Annotated in this window: 16 protein-coding genes; 3 read left to right on the top strand and 13 right to left on the bottom strand. The window is 71.4% G+C overall.

Annotated features, from left to right (window positions below):
- The first annotated feature begins 31 nt into the window (after positions 1-31).
- Together V6R91_RS06575 and V6R91_RS06570 are read left to right on the top strand one after the other, a co-directional pair.
- Entirely contained in the window at positions 32-2,935 is a 2,904-nt protein-coding gene (locus V6R91_RS06575; RefSeq protein ID WP_336394778.1) for an MMPL family transporter, read from the top strand.
- The gene (locus V6R91_RS06570; RefSeq protein WP_336394777.1) at positions 2,932-4,974 is read left to right on the top strand and encodes a YhgE/Pip domain-containing protein; all 2,043 of its coding nucleotides are present in this window, start codon (positions 2,932-2,934) and stop codon (positions 4,972-4,974) included. Before V6R91_RS06575 ends, V6R91_RS06570 begins: the two co-directional genes overlap by 4 nt.
- A 181-nt stretch (positions 4,975-5,155) precedes the next feature.
- Here V6R91_RS06570 and ccsB read toward each other — a convergent pair whose 3' ends face one another.
- From ccsB to V6R91_RS06525, 9 genes are all read right to left on the bottom strand, one after another.
- On the bottom strand, positions 5,156-6,238 hold the full coding sequence (gene ccsB, locus V6R91_RS06565) for a c-type cytochrome biogenesis protein CcsB (protein WP_336394776.1): 1,083 nt from the start codon (positions 6,236-6,238) through the stop codon (positions 5,156-5,158).
- A gap of 4 nt (positions 6,239-6,242) precedes the next feature.
- Positions 6,243-8,018 (bottom strand): cytochrome c biogenesis protein ResB, encoded by a 1,776-nt coding sequence (gene resB, locus V6R91_RS06560; protein ID WP_336394775.1) that lies wholly within the window; start codon positions 8,016-8,018, stop codon positions 6,243-6,245.
- A complete protein-coding gene (locus V6R91_RS06555) occupies positions 7,999-8,835 on the bottom strand; it encodes a cytochrome c biogenesis CcdA family protein (RefSeq protein ID WP_336394774.1) in 837 nt (278 codons plus the stop codon). The genes resB and V6R91_RS06555 overlap by 20 nt, the downstream gene beginning before the upstream one ends.
- Positions 8,832-9,467, bottom strand: a complete 636-nt coding sequence (locus tag V6R91_RS06550; RefSeq protein WP_336394773.1) for a TlpA family protein disulfide reductase — start codon at positions 9,465-9,467, stop codon at positions 8,832-8,834. Before V6R91_RS06550 ends, V6R91_RS06555 begins: the two co-directional genes overlap by 4 nt.
- On the bottom strand, positions 9,464-10,093 hold the full coding sequence (locus V6R91_RS06545; RefSeq protein ID WP_336394772.1) for a histidine phosphatase family protein: 630 nt from the start codon (positions 10,091-10,093) through the stop codon (positions 9,464-9,466). The genes V6R91_RS06550 and V6R91_RS06545 overlap by 4 nt, the downstream gene beginning before the upstream one ends.
- 42 nt (positions 10,094-10,135) lie before the next feature.
- Positions 10,136-10,819 (bottom strand): DedA family protein, encoded by a 684-nt coding sequence (locus V6R91_RS06540; RefSeq protein ID WP_336394771.1) that lies wholly within the window; start codon positions 10,817-10,819, stop codon positions 10,136-10,138.
- 141 nt (positions 10,820-10,960) lie between these two features.
- Complete coding sequence (locus V6R91_RS06535) at positions 10,961-11,443, bottom strand: DUF6264 family protein (protein WP_336394770.1); 483 nt, start codon at positions 11,441-11,443, stop codon at positions 10,961-10,963.
- A gap of 20 nt (positions 11,444-11,463) precedes the next feature.
- On the bottom strand, positions 11,464-12,546 hold the full coding sequence (locus tag V6R91_RS06530; protein WP_336394769.1) for a Gfo/Idh/MocA family protein: 1,083 nt from the start codon (positions 12,544-12,546) through the stop codon (positions 11,464-11,466).
- On the bottom strand, positions 12,543-13,316 hold the full coding sequence (locus V6R91_RS06525; protein ID WP_336394768.1) for a ThuA domain-containing protein: 774 nt from the start codon (positions 13,314-13,316) through the stop codon (positions 12,543-12,545). The genes V6R91_RS06530 and V6R91_RS06525 overlap by 4 nt, the downstream gene beginning before the upstream one ends.
- Positions 13,317-13,538: 222 nt before the next feature.
- Here V6R91_RS06525 and aspS point away from each other — a divergent pair, with 222 nt between their 5' ends.
- Positions 13,539-14,879, top strand: coding sequence for an aspartate--tRNA(Asn) ligase (gene aspS / locus V6R91_RS06520; protein ID WP_336394767.1), 1,341 nt, complete (start codon positions 13,539-13,541; stop codon positions 14,877-14,879).
- 15 nt (positions 14,880-14,894) lie between these two features.
- Here the strand turns inward: aspS and V6R91_RS06515 are convergent, their stop codons facing one another.
- The 4 genes from V6R91_RS06515 to V6R91_RS06500 form a co-directional block, all read right to left on the bottom strand.
- On the bottom strand, positions 14,895-15,140 hold the full coding sequence (locus tag V6R91_RS06515) for a glutaredoxin family protein (protein ID WP_336394766.1): 246 nt from the start codon (positions 15,138-15,140) through the stop codon (positions 14,895-14,897).
- Between the two features lie 9 nt (positions 15,141-15,149).
- A complete protein-coding gene (locus tag V6R91_RS06510) occupies positions 15,150-15,443 on the bottom strand; it encodes a rhodanese-like domain-containing protein (RefSeq protein ID WP_336394765.1) in 294 nt (97 codons plus the stop codon).
- A 106-nt stretch (positions 15,444-15,549) separates the two neighbouring features.
- Positions 15,550-15,648, bottom strand: a complete 99-nt coding sequence (locus V6R91_RS06505; RefSeq protein ID WP_003792170.1) for a 30S ribosomal protein bS22 — start codon at positions 15,646-15,648, stop codon at positions 15,550-15,552.
- A gap of 82 nt (positions 15,649-15,730) precedes the next feature.
- Positions 15,731-15,922 carry a helix-turn-helix domain-containing protein gene (locus V6R91_RS06500; RefSeq protein WP_336394762.1) on the bottom strand — a complete coding sequence of 64 codons (192 nt, stop codon included), beginning with the start codon at positions 15,920-15,922 and terminating at the stop codon, positions 15,731-15,733.
- Positions 15,923-15,953 lie beyond the last annotated feature (31 nt).

Below are 15,953 nucleotides of genomic sequence, written 5' to 3'. Positions count from 1 at the left end.
CCGATCTTCCCACCCGTGAACCGGAGGCGCTGTGTCGACTCTTCTCTATGCGCTCGGACGCTGGGCATACCGCCACCCGTGGCGCGTGCTCGTCTCGTGGGTGCTGCTGCTGGCACTGGCCGGCGGCGGCGCACTGGTGTTCATGAAGGGGACCGACAACTCCTTCTCGATCCCCGGCACCGAGGCGCAGGAGGGCATCCAGCTGCTCGATCGCAGCTTCCCGCAGGCCAGCGGCACCAGCGCGCAGCTGGTGATCGTCGCCGCAGACGGTGACCGGGTCGATCAGGAGCCGTACGCCGCGGCGATCGACGACACGGTTGCGCACCTCGAGGACCTCGACGGCGTGATCGCCGTCACCGACCCGTTCGACGAGATGGTCACCGGGATGGTGTCGGACGACGAGTCGGCCGCGATCATCCGCCTGCAGTTCGACGGCCAGGCCACCGACGTCTCGGACGAGACGAAGGCCGGCCTGGAGGACGTCGCCGACGATCTGCGCTCGGCGCTGCCGGAGGGCTCGCAGGTCGCGATGGGCGGCGACCTGTTCTCGACCTCGGTCCCCGCGCTCTCGCTCATCGAGGCCGTCGGCGTGCTCATCGCGCTGTTCGTGCTGATCGTGACGTTCCGCTCGTTCGCGGTGGCGTGGTTCCCGCTGGTGTCGGCGCTGATCGGCGTCGGCCTCGCGATCGCGCTCATCTACGTGTCGACGGCGTTCGCGTCGATCTCGTCGACCACCCCGATGCTCGCCATCATGCTGGGTCTGGCGGTCGGCATCGACTACGCGCTGTTCATCGTGGCCAGGCACCAGGACCAGGTGCGCGCCGGCATCGAGCCGGAGGAGTCGGCGGCCCGCGCGACCGGTACGGCGGGCTCGGCGGTCGTCTTCGCCGGCGTGACCGTGCTGATCGCTCTCATCGGCCTCGGCTTCGCCGGCATCCCGTTCCTCACGACCATGGGCGTCGCGGCCGCCGTCGCCGTCGCCATCGCGGTGGTCGTCGCGATCACGCTGACCCCCGCACTGCTCGGCTTCGCCAAGAGCCGAGTGGCCGGCTGGGGGCACGGCCGGAAGCGCCGGGGGATGCCGCTCCCCGGCCGCTCACGGCCGGTCGGCGCCGCCGCCACCCCTGCCGCCGACGAAGCGGCGCAGGCTCCGGGGCGCCAGGCAGACGGCGCCTCGCCCGCGTCCCCCGCGGTGGCCGTGAAGAAGCCCAACCGCTGGGTGATGCTGGTGACCACGCACCCGCTGATCACGACGATCGCCGTCGTGGTGACCCTCGGGATCATGGCGATCCCCGCCGCGAGCCTCGGCCTCGCGCTGCCCAACGCCGGCGTGCAGCCGGAGTCGAGCCAGGCGCGGCAGGCGTACGACCTCACGGCCGAGCACTTCGGCCCCGGTGCGAACGGTCCCCTCATCATGACGGGCACGATCGTGACCTCGACCGACCCGCTCGGACTCATGGAGGACCTGGCCGCCGAGATCGAGCAGGTCCCCGGCGTCGAGGAGGTCGCGCTGGCGACGCCGAACGAGACGGCCGACACCGGGCTCATCCAAATCGTGCCCGAGACGGCGCCCGACGACCCCGCGACCGCCGACCTCGTCCGCGCGCTGCGCGGCCTCGCTCCAGAGCTCGAGGACGAATACGGCGTCGACCTCCTCGTGACCGGCTTCACCGCCGTGGGCATCGACATCTCCGATCGCCTGGGCGCCGCCCTGCTGCCGTTCGGGGTCTTCGTCGTCGGCCTGTCGCTGGTGCTGCTGATGATCGTGTTCCGGTCGATCTGGGTGCCGATCAAGGCGGCGCTGGGCTACCTGCTGTCGGTCGCCGCGTCGTTCGGGGTCGTCGCCGCCGTGTTCGAGTGGGGCTGGGGCGCCGACCTCCTGCACGTCACCCGCACGGGCCCGGTCATCAGCTTCATGCCGATCATCCTGATGGGCGTGCTGTTCGGCCTGGCGATGGACTACCAGGTGTTCCTGGTCAGCCGCATGCGCGAGGACTACGTGCACGCACGCCGCGGCGCCGGCGGTCACGCCTCGCACAGCCGCCGCGACATCGCCATCGGGGCCGTGCGGTCCGGCTTCACGGCCTCGGCCCGCGTCGTCACCGCCGCGGCGATCATCATGTTCGCCGTGTTCGCGGCCTTCGTGCCCGAGGGCGACTCGTCGATCAAGCCGATCGCGTTGGGGCTGGCGGTCGGCATCGCCGTCGACGCCTTCCTCGTGCGCATGACGCTCGTGCCGGCGGTGATGACGCTGCTGGGCGACAACGCGTGGTGGATGCCACGGTGGCTCGAGCGGATCCTCCCCCACTTCGACATCGAGGGCGAGGCCGTCGAGCGGGAGCTCGCGCTCGCGTCGTGGCCGGAGCCCCACACGACGGCGGTCGTCGTCGGCGAGTCCGTCGGCGTCCGTGCCGACGCGGGTGGAACGGCCGGCGAGGTGGTCCTGTTCGAGGATGCCGCGTTCCGCGTGGAGCCCGGCGGTACTCTGATCGCCACCGGCGACCCGCGCGCCGCGCGCGCGTTCGCCCTCACGATCGCCGGCCGCTTGGCCCCCACCGACGGGCGCCTCCGTGTCGCGGGACACCTGCTGCCCGAGCGCGCGGCATGGGTGCGCGCGCACGTGGGCCTCGCCCTCCTCGGCGACGGCGACGAGCGCGTGCCCGCGCTGCGACGCGCTCTCGCCGGCAGGGCGAGCCTCGTCGTCATCGACGGGGTCGACACCCTGGACGCCGCCGAGCGCGACCAGGTCGCGGCTCTCCTGCGCGACGCGACGCAGTCGCTTCTCGATGACGCCCGCCTCACCCTCGTCCTGACCGCGCGCACCGAGAGCGCCGCACTCGCGCTCCTCGCGGACGCGCACCGGCCCGACGTCGCAGCGATCGCGCTGCGGGCGGGCAGCACACAGACCACTCGCTCCGCAGAGGTGAATGCATGACGCTTCCCATCGAACGCTCCCGCACGCGCCGGCCCGTCACCTGGCTGACGCTCATCGGCGTGCTGCTGCTCCCCGTCGTCATCGGCGGCATCCTCGTCGCAGCCCTCTACAACCCGGTCGAGCGCCTCGACGCCCTCACCGCGGCCGTCGTGAACGAGGACGAGCCGGTCACGATCGACGGACAGATGGTGCCGCTCGGCCGCCAGCTGACGGCCGGGCTCGTCGAGGGATCGGACGAGCTCGACAGCAACCTCACCTGGAGGATCTCCAACGCCGAGGATGCCGAGGAAGGGCTCGCCGACGGCACCTACGCCGCCGTCATCACCATCCCCGAGAACTTCTCCGCCGCGGCGACGTCGACGCAGCCCGGCGAGACGCCCGAGCGGGCCACGATCGAGGTGACGACGCCGCCGGACAGCCTGATCGTGGACGACGCCATCACGGCGCAGGTCGCCACCGCCGCCGCGGGCACGATGGGCGCGCAGCTGTCGACCGTGTACCTCGAGAACGTGTTCCTCGGATTCACCACGCTCGGCGAGCAGCTCGGCAGCGCGGCGGACGGCGCGACACAGCTCGCCGACGGCGCCACGCAGGCCGCGGACGGCGCCGCCGAGCTGCCGGGCGGGATCACGGCGCTCGCCGACGGCACCGCACAGCTCTCGGACGGTGCGACGCAGCTCGCCGGCGGCGCCGGTCAGCTCGCGGGGGGCGCGAGCTCGCTGCAGTCCGGCCTCTCGACCATCGCGGGCAAGACGCGCGATGCCGCGGGCGGCGCGCAGCAGCTCGCCGACGGCGTGACCGGCGGCGCGACCGAGCTCGAGCAGACCGGGCTCGTCCCCGACGAGCTGTACGCGGGAGCCGACATGACCGCGACGCTCGCCGGCGACACGGAGGCGGCCGCCGCGAAGACGCTCGAACTCGCGAACAGGTGCTTCGCCGTCAGCAGCGACCCGCAGCTCTGCGTGGACCTCGTCACCCAGGCGACGATCACGCAGAAGACCGCCGAAGGTGCCGAGCAGGCGGCCCAGGGGACGGCGGGCGGGCTGCGCGCCTTCGACACCGGCGCCACCACCGAGTTCGCCGCCCAGTTCCGCGAGATCGCCGCGAACGTGTCCACACTGAGCGGCGGCCTCTCCCAGCTCGCGGGCGGCATCGACCAGTCCGCCGCCGGCGCGGGTGAGCTCGCGAGCGGCGCCGTCGGCATCCAGACCGGTGCGAACGGACTCGCCGCCGGCGCGTCGCAGCTCGCCTCCGGCGCCGACCAGGCAGCCGACGGCGCCACCAGCCTCGCCGACGGCGTGGCTCAGCTCGCGGCCGGCACCGGAGAGCTCGCGAGCGGGCTGGCGACGGCATCCGATTCCATCCCCGCCTACAGCGATGCCGAGGCGACGGATCTCGCCTCTGTCGTGGCTGACCCGGTCGAGGCGGAAGGCGTGGGCACCTCGCTGTTCGGCGCGTCGGCCGTTCCGCTGCTGGCGACGCTGGCGCTGTGGTTCGGCGGCCTGGGCACGTTCATCGCACTGCAGGCGGTGTCACGCCGCGCACTGACCTCGCGGGCGCCGTCGGCGCTGCTGGCGCTGCGCTCGTTCGCACCGGCCGCCGGCATCGGCGCGCTGCAGGGATTCCTCGTCGGCGGCGTGGTCCAGCTCGCGGCGTCGTACTCGTGGGCGGAGTGGACGGTCTTCACGCTGGTCTGCGTCGTAGCGGGCATCGCGTTCGCCGCGGTGAACCAGGGCTTGGTTGCGGTGTTCGGCGGTGCCGGCCGGTGGGTCTCGGCGCTCGTGGGCACGTTGGCGATCGCGACCGGAGTGGTCTCCACGGTGCCCGGCGTCCTCGCCGGCGTCGCCGCGCTGATGCCCACGACGCCCGCGTACCAGGGCATGGTCGCGGCGCTCACGTCGGCGTCGGGGCTGGGCGCGGCGATCGTCGGGCTGGTCGTGTGGACGCTGCTCGGGCTGGGGGCGACGATCCTCGTCGTCGCTCGCCGCCGCAGCACCTCGGCGCAGGATCTGCTCAAGGCCGTGCCCGCCGCGGCCTGACCCGCGCGCACGAAGGCCCGCGACCCCAAGGTCGCGGGCCTTCGTCATGTCAGGGGTGCGTCAGCGCCGATTCGCCGGGCGGGTCCTCGGGCCCGCGCTCCTGCCACTGTCGCCGACCTGCTGCGCGGAGCCAGCCGGGTTGACATCAAGACGCCGGGAGGCGAGGGGCACGATCAGGGAGTCAGCTCAGGCCGGAATAGGCGTGGAGGCCCTTGAAGAACATGTTCACGATGGTGAAGTTGAAGATCACGGCCGTGAAGCCGATGATCGACAGCCACGCGGAGCGCGCCCCGCGCCAGCCGCGCGTCGCGCGGGCGTGGATGTAGCCGGCGTACAGCACCCAGATGACGAAGGTCCACACTTCCTTGGTGTCGAAGCCCCAGTAGCGGCCCCACGCGTCGTTGGCCCAGATGGAGCCGGCGATCAGGGTGAACGTCCAGAAGATGAAGCCGAGGATCGCGAACCGGTACGCCAGCGACTCCAGGGCGTCGGCGCTCGGAAGCGTGCGGAGGAACCCGGGGCCGGTCTTGACCGTCCCGCTCTCGCCGGCGCCGTCGCGCGCCGCACGGCCGGCGGCAGCCACCTTGCGCTCGCGGCGACCCTGCATGAGCTGCAGCACCGAGAGCCCGAAGGCGAGGGCGAACAGCGCTGTGGCCAGCGACGCGACGAAGACGTGGATGACGAGCCACACCGACTTCAGCGGATCCATGAGCGGGACGATGTCGGTGTAGAACCAGATCGCCGTGCCGCCCAGCAGAACGACCGTGAGGCCCGTGATGAACGTCCCGAGGAACCGCAGGTCGTAGCGGAACAGCACCCCGAGGTACACCGCGACGATGAGGAGCGTGCCGGTGAGGGCGAACTCGTACATGTTCGACCACGGCACGCGGCCCGCCGCGATCCCGCGGGTGACGTCTCCGCCGAGGTGGAACAGGAAGCCGAGCACGGTCAGGGAGGTGCCGATGCGCGCCCACACGAGGCGCTGGCGGCGGCCGACGGGGGCGTTGAGCGCCGCCTCCGACGCGACCTCCTGATCGCGGAGCCGCTGGACGGGACCCGAGCGGTCCGCACCGGCGCCGCCGGCGGCGACGAGCTGACGCTCGCGCACGCTGCGGGCTGCGGCATCCCTCGAGTCGACGGCGACCGCACCGCGGCGGGCGAGGTCGACGGCGTACGCGATGAAGGCCAGTGCGTAGACCGCGATGGCCGTCCAGACCAGGAGCACCGAGACCGAATCGAGCGAGAACGAGGAGGCTTCGGGCATGGGCTCAGTCTACTTCCGGGGTTGATTCAGGCCTCGGGCTCCGGTCGGGGTCGGACGAGGCGGCGGGGGCGGCCAGCGACGCGAGATGCTGCTGGGCGAGCTGGGCGACCGCTGCGTCGAGGGTCGGGTCCTCGCCGCGGGCGAGGCCGGCGTACTCCAGCCGGACCGTGTGGCCCTCGGTCGTGGCCTTGACCCACATGCGACGGCGGGGGACGAAGAGGGCGGCGAGCAGTCCAGCGGTCGCGAGCGTCGCGAACACGAGCACCCAGGTCGCCGACGCGTCCCGGTGGATCGACAGCGACACGTAGCGCTTGACGGACTCCTTGAAGTCGGCGGCGCCCTCCCCGGACTCGTCGTCGAACGAGATCGAGCCCAGCCCGTCGGGCAGGTCCACCGTCTCGCCGGGCATGAGCGCCAGCGCCTGCGTGCCCGAGTCGCCGCCGGCGAGCTGCGTCATCTCGCTCGGATCCAGCGTGTACACCGACCGGGGGACGCCGTCGTTGATGCCGAGATCGCCCGAGTACACCCAGAACGTGAGCATCGGGTACTCGAGGTCGCCGTACACCGACGTGAACGCGCCGTTGGTGAGCTCCTGCGCGGTCGGGTAGAAGAACCCGACCAGGCCGACCTGCTCGCGCAGTCCGTCGGGCACCTTCACGACGCCCTGCGAGGTCATGTTGTTGTCCTGCGGCAGGAAGGGCACCGGCTCGGAGAACACGACCTCGCCGTCGGTGTCGCGGATCGTGATCGTCGGGGCGTAGCCGTTGCCCATGAGGTAGATGCGGTCGCCGGCGATCTCGAGCGGATGGTTCACCCGCACCTCGCCCTGCGCGGCGTCGGCGTCGGGGAACTGCGTCGTCAGGTGCGCGACGAAGTCCCCGGCCTGCCCCGCGCCCTGCTGCCCCGGAGCCACGTACGACAGCGAGAACTCGTCGAGCGTCAGCGCGTACGGCTCGAGCGCGTCCTCGTCGACGAAGCGCCCGGGGTTGAAGGACGTGTAGTCGAGCATCGTGTTGACCCACGTGCGGCCTTCGATGATGACCGTCTGCCCGGTGTAGGTGAAGCCGCCGCCGATGCCGACCGCGAGCAGGACGCCGACCAGCGCGCCGTGGAAGACGAGGTTGCCCGTCTCGCGCAGGTAGCCGCGCTCGGCCGACACCGACGTCGTCCCGGCCGCGTCGTACCGCTGGACCCGGTAGCCGGCCTTGCGCAGCTGCTGCCGCGCGGCGTCGATCGCGGTCGATGCGCCGGCGGCGGCCTCCTCGGCGCCCGCGAACTCCAGGACCTCGGAGCGGTGCGCGTCCAGCCGCGACAGTCGGGCGGGGGTGCGAGGCGGCTGGGCCCGCATGGCCTTGTAGTGGTGCTTCGTGCGCGGGATGACGCACCCGACGAGCGAGATGAACAGCAGGATGTAGATCGCCGAGAACCAGGGCGACGTGTAGACGTCGAAGAGGCTCAGGTTGTCGAGCACGGGCGCGAGGTCGGGGTTGTCGACGAAGTACTGGCGGACGCCGTTCGGATCGGCGCTGCGCTGCGGCACCAGCGACCCCGGCACGGCCGCGATCGCGAGCAGCAACAGCAGCACCAGTGCCGTGCGCATCGACGTGAGCTGCCGCCATCCCCAGCGGAGCCAGCCGACCACGCTCAGTGCGGGCTGCTCGACGTCCGAGGCCGCCGCCGGCGCGTCGCCGTCGGCGTGGTCCGAGGGACGCAGGGTCCCTTCGACGGGCTCGGCACGCGATGACGGGCCCGCCGGCGACTCAGAGCGGGGCCGGGACACTCGCGAACACCCCCTGCAGCTGAGCCATGATCGCCGTCCAGACACCCGTCACCATCAGCAGGCCGAGCACGACCAGCAGTGCGCCGCCGACGAGGTTGACCACGCGGATGTGACGCCGCACGAACGACACCGATCTGGTCGCCCACCCGAAGCCGAGAGTGAGGAGCAGGAACGGGATGCCGAGGCCCAGCGAGTACGCGACGCCGAGGAGCGCGGCGCGCGCGGCGGAACCCGAGTCGAACGCCATCGTGAGGATGACGGCGAGCGTCGGGCCGATGCACGGCGCCCAGCCGATCCCGAGCGCGACGCCCAGCAGCGGGGCCCCGATGAGCCCGAGGTTGCCGCGCACCTGCGGGCGCGCGATCCGCTGCGCGACCCCGAGCCAGCCGATGAAGACCAGGCCCATGGCGATGATGACGACGCCCAGGATGCGCGTGATGACCTCGGAGTACTCGACCAGGAAGCGGCCGAGCGTCCCGCCGAGCATCGCGATGCTGACGAACACCACGGTGAAGCCCGCGATGAACAGGACGACGCCGAGCACGAGCCGGCCGCGGCCGGGTCCTTCGACGGCGTCCGGCGCCGGCGCGCCGGCCGCCGCAGCGCCGGTCCCGGTGCCGGTTCCCGTCGCCGAGGCCGTCGAGGCTCCCACCGTCACCGCGGCGGGACGCGGGCTCACCGCGCCGCCGATGAAGCCGAGGTAGCCCGGCACGAGCGGCAGCACGCACGGCGAGAGGAACGAGATCGCCCCGGCGAGGATCGCGATCGGGATGGCGACGAGGAGCGACCCGTCGGCCACCAGCGCGCCGATGCTCACGTCTCCTCCAGCGTCTCGCGCACCAAGGTCTCGAGGATCGACGCGTCGTCGATCTGTCCGACCAGGCGTGCCGCGACGCGGCCGTCCTTGTCGAGCACGAGCGTGACCGGGACGGCGTTCAGCGGCGTCTCGCCCGCGAACGCGAGCTTGATCGAGCCGTCCTCGGTGGCCAGCGCGCTCGGGTATTCGACGCCGTACGTCGAGGCGAACGCCCGCGACGCCTCCGCGCCGTCGTACAGGTTCACCCCGAGGAACGACACGTCCTGGCCCTCGAACGCGGCATCGGCGGCGGCGAGCTCGGGGGCCTCGACGCGGCACGGCGCGCAGCCGGCGTACCAGAAGTTCACGACGAGCACCTGGCCGGCGTAGTCGGCGCTGGATGCGGTGCCGCCGGTGTCGAGGACGGCCTCGAAGTCGACCGGGTCGGTGCGCTCCGCGGCCGGGATCTCGACCACGCGGAAGCCGTCGGCGGCGACGAAGCCCTTGTTGTCACCCGAGCGGTACTGCTCGGCCAGCGGGTCCTCCGAACACGCCGCCAGCCCGGCGATCAGCCCGATGGCCAGGAGCGCGGATGCCGCAGCCCGCGCCCTCGCTCCGCGACGCGTCGTCCGCGGCCGGTGCCCGGTGGTCATACCGCCCCCACATCCACGGCGCCGGCCGTCGACGCCGGCTCGGCGTAGGCGGTCTCGGTCCACTTCCCGTCGACCATCTCGAAGCTCGTCACGCTCGACAGCGCACAGCGTCGCGCGCGAGGGTCGTGGCGCAGCGGGAGGCCCGCCACGGCGAGGTGGGTGATCCAGATGGGCAGCTGGTGCGAGACGACCACGACATCGCCCCCGTCGGCCGAGTCCCATGCGTGGGTCATCGCCGAGTTCATGCGGCCCACGACGTCGGCGTACGGCTCTCCCCAGCTGGGCAGCGCGGGCTTGCTCAGGTGCCGCCAGTTCCACGGATTGAGGAGGGCCATCATCATGCGCTTGCCCTCGAAGACGTTGGTGGGCTCGATCACACGCTCGTCGAGCACCGGCTCGAGCCCGAACAGTTCGGTGAACGCCTCGGCCGACTCCTGCGTGCGCTGCAGCGGCGAGGAGACGAGTGCCGAGACGGGGCGTTCGAGCGACTGCAGGTACTCGGCCGCCTGGCGGGCCATCCGACGCCCGTCCGCGCTCAGCCCGAATCCCGGAAGTCGACCGTAGAGCACGCGTCGGGGGTTGTGGACCTCCCCGTGACGCACGAGATGGAGGCGGTCGGCGGGCACCGCACCAGTCTACGTGCGCCGGTTCTGTGGGGCGGCTGAGCGTCAGTCCAGGTCCGGCTCGGCGCTTCCCGCGCGCTCGCCGAGGAGCGCACGGATGCGCACGACGAGGAACCAGCCGACGGCGAGCACCGTGACGCCGATGACGACGTACTGGAGGAGGTCGGCGTACCGCTCGACGATGTGCCACGACTCTCCGAGGAAGTAGCCCGACAGCACGAAGATCGAGTTCCACAGCAGGCTGCCGGCCGCGGTCAGCAGCGTGAAGCGCCACACCGGCATCCTCGTGATCCCCGCCGGGATCGAGATGAGGCTGCGGAAGATCGGGATCATCCGCCCGAAGAACACCGCCTTGCCGCCGTGCCGGCCGAACCAGGCCACGGTGCGGTCGATGTCCTCGGGATGCAGCAGCGGCACCTTCGCGGCGATCGCTCGCAGGCGCCCCAGCCCCAGCCACACCCCCAGTCCGTACAGGAGGAGCGCGCCGATCACGGAGCCCGCCGTGGTCCACACGAGCGCCTCCACGAGCGAGAAGGAGCCTCGGCTGGCGGCGAGCCCGGCCATCGGCAGGATGACCTCGCTCGGAAGCGGCGGGAAGAGGTTCTCCAGCGCGATGGCGACGCCGGCTCCGATCGGTCCGATGATCTCCATGAGCGACACGGCCCAGTCTGAGAGCGCGGTGAGCCACGAACCGTCGGTCGTCGCTGCGGTCGTCGTCGCGGTCGTCATTCGTCGGATCCCGTCCGTCGGTGGCATCTGGTGGCGGCGGCCGCGGCCCGTCCGGGCGCGACTCCTCCACGCTACGGAAGGAACATGGGCGAAACCCGGGGGCTGGCCCCCCGATCGCCGTGGGGGATGCCTGAGCCGCCGTCAGACGCCGGCTTCGGGCACTCCCGCGGCGGTCACGGTGAAGGCCAGCACGAGGGAGAGCACGATGAGCGCCGCACCGGCCAGCGGCACCCAGAATGCGAGGCGGCGCTTGACCATGAGCACGATGGACACGATCGCGGTCGCCGCGAAGGCCACCCACGGCAGGATCATGCCCATGAGCCAGCCCAGCGTGATCAGATCGGTGCTGCAGTCGCGGACGCCGCACGAGTCCGACCCCATCACGAGGAACATCCCCATGAAGGACGCGAGGCCGGCCAGCACGGCGTCGCCGACCAGGAGGATGACGGTGATGACCACGTCGAGGGTCCTCACGGGCGGTTTCGCCGGTGAGGGGGCGGCGTGGGGCCCGCCGGGATACGCGCCTGTCATGCCGGACCTCCAGCCGTCTCGCGAACGCCTCGCATGGATCGGAGGATAGCTCCTGCGCGGGCGGGCGGGCGACCCAGGCGGTCGGCAGCGCATCGCACCCCGGCGACCCGGCGTCAGCGGGGCGGAGCGCCACCCCAGGACGCGACCAGGTCCGCGGTGGCGTCGTCTCCGGCCGTCCGCGCGCTCTCGACGCACGCTGCCGCCGCCTGAGCGAACACCTCGTCGAATCGCGCCGGGACGCCCGAGCGTGCGGACGCGACCGCCGCCTCCACCATCGCCAGGCTCCAGATGTTCGATCGGATCTCGCCCGAAGGAGCCGGCCCGCCCTCGAGCGCGTCGAGGAATTCGGCGAGGGCGGCGTCCAACCCCTCGGGCTCGTCCGCCGGCTGCCGCATCCGCACCGGTCCATCGCCGTCCTGCGCGCGCACCGACGTCTCGCCGTCCCACTCCACCGAGCCGCCGGCCGCGCTCGCCCGCCAGGCGCCGTTCCACGACGTCGTGAGCCCGTCCGCGCACCAGCTGCCGGAGTAGCCGAACCTCGCACCGTCCTCGAAACGGAAGACCGCGTGGGCCGCCGCCCCGCCGCGGTACCAGCTCCATGGCGGCGAGAACTCGTCGCAGAAGACGGACTCCGGTTCGCTGCCGAGCACGAAGCGCGCCTGATCGAACGTGTGGATGGCCATGTCGACGAGCAGCGGCGATTCCATCTCGTCGCGGAAGCCGCCGAAGCGCGGGTTCTGGAAGAACGCCGCGTCCAGCTGGGCGGCGCCGCCGTATGCCGCCACGGCGTCTCTGAACGCCCGCAGCCCCGGCGAGTGCCGCCGGGACTGGCTCGTCGCCAGCAGCGTGCCGCACTGCTCGCTGATGGCGGCGAGCGCCAGCGCGTCGGCCACCCGCGGCGTCACCGGCTTCTCGCTGAGCACCGGGACCCCGGCACGCAGGGCGGCCTCGCTGACCGCGCGGTGGGCGTCGGGGACGGTGACGTTGAGAAGCAGGTCCGGCCGGTCCCCCGTCGCCAACGCCTCCTCGACGGTCGCGACGCACGGGACGTCCCAGCCGCGCTCGCGTGCCGCCTGCTGCGCCGACGCGACCGACAGGTCCACCACCGCACCGACCCGCAGATCCGGCCGTCGGGCGACCGTGTCCATCCACGCGCGGCCCATCGCACCCGCGCCGACCAGGACGACCTGCCTCATCGAAGCTCCTCCCCGTCCCACGAGCGGGGCGTCGCGAACTCTCCGGTGCGGTGCATGGTCAGGCGCGGAACCTCGCGCGGCCTGTCCTGGAACGCCCAGCCGGCCGCGTTGCCGAGCACGCGCTGGATCTCGGGCTGGTGGTAGACGGGGTAGTCCTGGTCACCGGGCGAGAAGTAGAAGATGCGTCCGCGGCCGCGCGAGAACGTCATCCCCGAGCGGAACACCTCTCCCCCGGAGAAGCTCGAGACGAACACCAGCTCGTCGGGCGCCGGCACATCGAAGAACTCGCCGTACATCTCCTGCGCCGGAATGACGATCGGATGCGGCACGCCGGCCGCGATCGGATGCGTCGGCGCGACCGTCCAGACCAGCTCGCGGTCCTCGCCTTGGCGCCAGCGGAGGCTGCAGGTGGTGCCCATGAGGCGGATGAAGATCTTCGAGAAGTGCCCCGAGTGCAGCACCACGAGCCCCATGCCGCCCAGCACGGCGCGATGCACCCGTTCCACGACCGCGTCGTCCACGGCGTCGTGCCGCGCATGCCCCCACCAGAAGAGCACATCGGTGTCGGCCAACCGCTCCTCGGTGAGCCCGTGCTCGGGCTGGTCGAGCGTCGCCGTGTCCACGACGGCGTCGGCGCCGAGGACGGCCCGCAGGCCCGCGGCGATCGTCGCGTGCATGCTGTCGGGGTACAGGCGCTGCGTCGCCTCGTCGTGCTTCTCGTGGTGGTTCTCGCCCCACACCAGGACCTTCATCGGACGCGACTGCGTCATTCCGTCTCCTCCGGCTCGATACCGTCCACATGCCACACCGTCGGCGGAGCGCGGCCGGGGACGACACGCCGATTGACGCCTCAACGCTCGCTTCGCTCGCATCGACCCGGAGCACCGAGATCTCGATACGCTCGTTCCTCGCTACTCGATCTTGACCCGCAGCGCCTCAACGCTCGCTTCGCTCGCATTGACCCGCTGCGGGTCAACGTAGACTTGTCGACCGTGACTGAACGCGTCCTCGTCAACCAGCTGCAGGGTCTCTCCGACGGCCCCGTCTCCGTCTCCGGGTGGGTCGAGACCGTCCGCGACCAGAAGAAGGTGCAGTTCGTCATCCTTCGCGATGAGACGGGCGCGGTGCAGCTGGTGAATCCGGCGACGCGCCCGGCGGAGGACGGCTCGGAGCAGGATGCCGCGGCCCTCGCCCTCACCGAGACGATCTCGAACCTCGCGACGGGCACGTTCCTGACCGTCCGCGGCGAGCTGAAGCACGACGAGCGCGTCAAGCTCGGCGGCGTCGAGATCAAGATCGGGAGCCTCGACATCGCGGCCGCTGCGCTGCCCGAGACCCCCATCGCCGCCGACAGCGGCATGGACAAGCGCATGGACTGGCGATTCCTCGACCTCCGTCAGCGCCGCAACAACCTGATCTTCCGCGTGCAGACGACCCTCGAGCACGCCTTCCGCACCTACTGGATCGAGCGCGACTACATCGAGGTGCACTCGCCGAAGCTCATGGCCTCGGCATCCGAGTCCAATGCGGAGCTCTTCTCGCTGGAGTACTTCGGCGAGCAGACGGCGTACCTCGCGCAGTCCCCGCAGTTCTTCAAGCAGATGGCCCAGGTCGCCGGCTTCGGCAAGATCTTCGAGATCGCGCCCGCCTTCCGCGCGGACCCCTCGTTCACCTCGCGCCACGCCACCGAGTTCACCTCGATCGACGCCGAGATCAGCTGGATCGACTCCCACGAGGACGTCGCCCGCATGCAGGAGGAGCTGCTGCAGGCAGGCTTCCAGGCCGTCAAGGACAAGCACGGCGCCGAGATCGAGCAGCTCTTCGGCGTCGAGGTGCAGGTGCCCGCGATCCCGTTCCCGCGCATCCCGCTCGCCGAAGCCCGCGAGATCGTCACGAGCCGTGGCTACGAGATCCCGCGCACCGACGGCGACCTCGACCCCGAAGGCGAGCGGCAGATCTCCGCGCACGTCGAAGAGACGTACGGCCACCAGTTCGTCTTCATCACCGACTACCACCCCGAGATCCGCGCGTTCTACCACATGCGCGACGAGGAGACCGGGCTGACGAAGTCGTACGACCTCCTGTTCAAGGGTGTCGAGATCACGACCGGCGCGCAGCGCGAGCACCGCGTCGACGTGCTCATCGAGCAGGCGCAGGAGAAGGGCCTCGAGCCCGAGCACCTGGACTTCTACTTCGACTTCTTCCGCTACGGCGCCCCGCCCCACGGCGGGTTCGGCATGGGTCTCGCTCGCGTGATGATGCTCCTGCTGGGCGAGTCGTCCATTCGCGAGGTCACCTACCTCTTCCGGGGCCCCACCCGCCTCGCTCCCTGAGGCGGATGCCGCGGCTCAGCCGGCGAGCGCCGCACGCAGGCGGTCGGGCGACACGCGCCAGTGGCCGTGCAGCTCGCCGTCGATGAGCACGACCGGGATCTTCTCCCACCACTGCGCGTACAGCGCCGGGTCGTCGGCGATCGACAGCTCCTGGATGTCGACGGCGTCCTCGGGCAGCTCGGCGACGACGGTCTCGACCACCTCGCGGGCCACGTCGCACAGATGGCAGTCGGGCTTGCCGATGAGGGTGACGGTGGTCATGCCGGCCGCTCAGCGCTCGACGGGAAAGCCCGAGGCGACCCAGTCGTTGGTGCCGCCGTCGACGTTCGTGGCGTCGTAGCCGCGAGCCTCGAGGGCCTCCACGACCCGGCCGGAGCGGCCGCCCACCGCGCAGATGACGTCGAACGCGCCGTCGGGGAGCTCGTCGAGCCGGCCGCCGATGGCCGACATCGGGATGTTGATCGCGCCGGGCACGTGGCCGGCGGCGAACTCGTCGACCTCGCGGACGTCGATCAGCGGAACGCCGGTGCGCTCGCGCAGCTGCTGGACGGTGATGGACTTCATCGATGCCTCTCGGGACGCGGATTCCGGATACACGAAGCGCCCCCTTCCGACGGTTGCTGGGCTTGTCGAAGCGCAGCGCCGTGGGGGCGCTTGGTGCGGATGCCGCTTACTTCTTGTTGCGGCGCTGGTGGCGAGTCTTGCGAAGCAGCTTGCGGTGCTTCTTCTTCGCCATGCGCTTGCGGCGCTTCTTGATGACAGAACCCACGGAGAACCTCACTATGTCGGGGTCTGGGCGCGGCGTGTGCGCACCCGGGAACGGGCAGATACGGAAAATGCCTCGGAACAGTCTAGCCGACGTCGGCGATCGGCCGTTGCAGGGCCTCGGTCACCGCCGTCTCGGGCACGCGATAGCTGCGACCGAACCGGACGGCCGGCAGTTCGCCCGAGTGGACGAGGCGGTAGACCGTCATCTTGGACACCCGCATCAACTCGGCGACCTCGGCCACCGTGAGGAAGCGCACATCAGGCAGTTCCGCCATGTCGATCCCCTTCCCCAGAAGTACTGCGATC

Source organism: Microbacterium sp. CCNWLW41 (assembly GCF_037083505.1).
This window is presented reverse-complemented; position numbering and strand designations above follow the sequence as displayed.

Bases quoted from the DNA above. Each gene is read 5' to 3' on its own strand.
- V6R91_RS06570 (WP_336394777.1), top strand. From the start codon at position 2,932: ATGACGCTTCCCATCGAACGCTCCCGCACGCGCCGGCCCGTCACCTGG.
- ccsB (WP_336394776.1), bottom strand. From the start codon at position 6,238: ATGCCCGAAGCCTCCTCGTTCTCGCTCGATTCGGTCTCGGTGCTCCTG.
- V6R91_RS06550 (WP_336394773.1), bottom strand. From the start codon at position 9,467: ATGACCACCGGGCACCGGCCGCGGACGACGCGTCGCGGAGCGAGGGCG.
- V6R91_RS06540 (WP_336394771.1), bottom strand. From the start codon at position 10,819: ATGACGACCGCGACGACGACCGCAGCGACGACCGACGGTTCGTGGCTC.
- V6R91_RS06535 (WP_336394770.1), bottom strand. From the start codon at position 11,443: ATGCGCTGCCGACCGCCTGGGTCGCCCGCCCGCCCGCGCAGGAGCTAT.
- V6R91_RS06530 (WP_336394769.1), bottom strand. From the start codon at position 12,546: ATGAGGCAGGTCGTCCTGGTCGGCGCGGGTGCGATGGGCCGCGCGTGG.
- V6R91_RS06525 (WP_336394768.1), bottom strand. From the start codon at position 13,316: ATGACGCAGTCGCGTCCGATGAAGGTCCTGGTGTGGGGCGAGAACCAC.
- V6R91_RS06515 (WP_336394766.1), bottom strand. From the start codon at position 15,140: ATGACCACCGTCACCCTCATCGGCAAGCCCGACTGCCATCTGTGCGAC.
- V6R91_RS06510 (WP_336394765.1), bottom strand. From the start codon at position 15,443: ATGAAGTCCATCACCGTCCAGCAGCTGCGCGAGCGCACCGGCGTTCCG.
- V6R91_RS06500 (WP_336394762.1), bottom strand. From the start codon at position 15,922: ATGGCGGAACTGCCTGATGTGCGCTTCCTCACGGTGGCCGAGGTCGCC.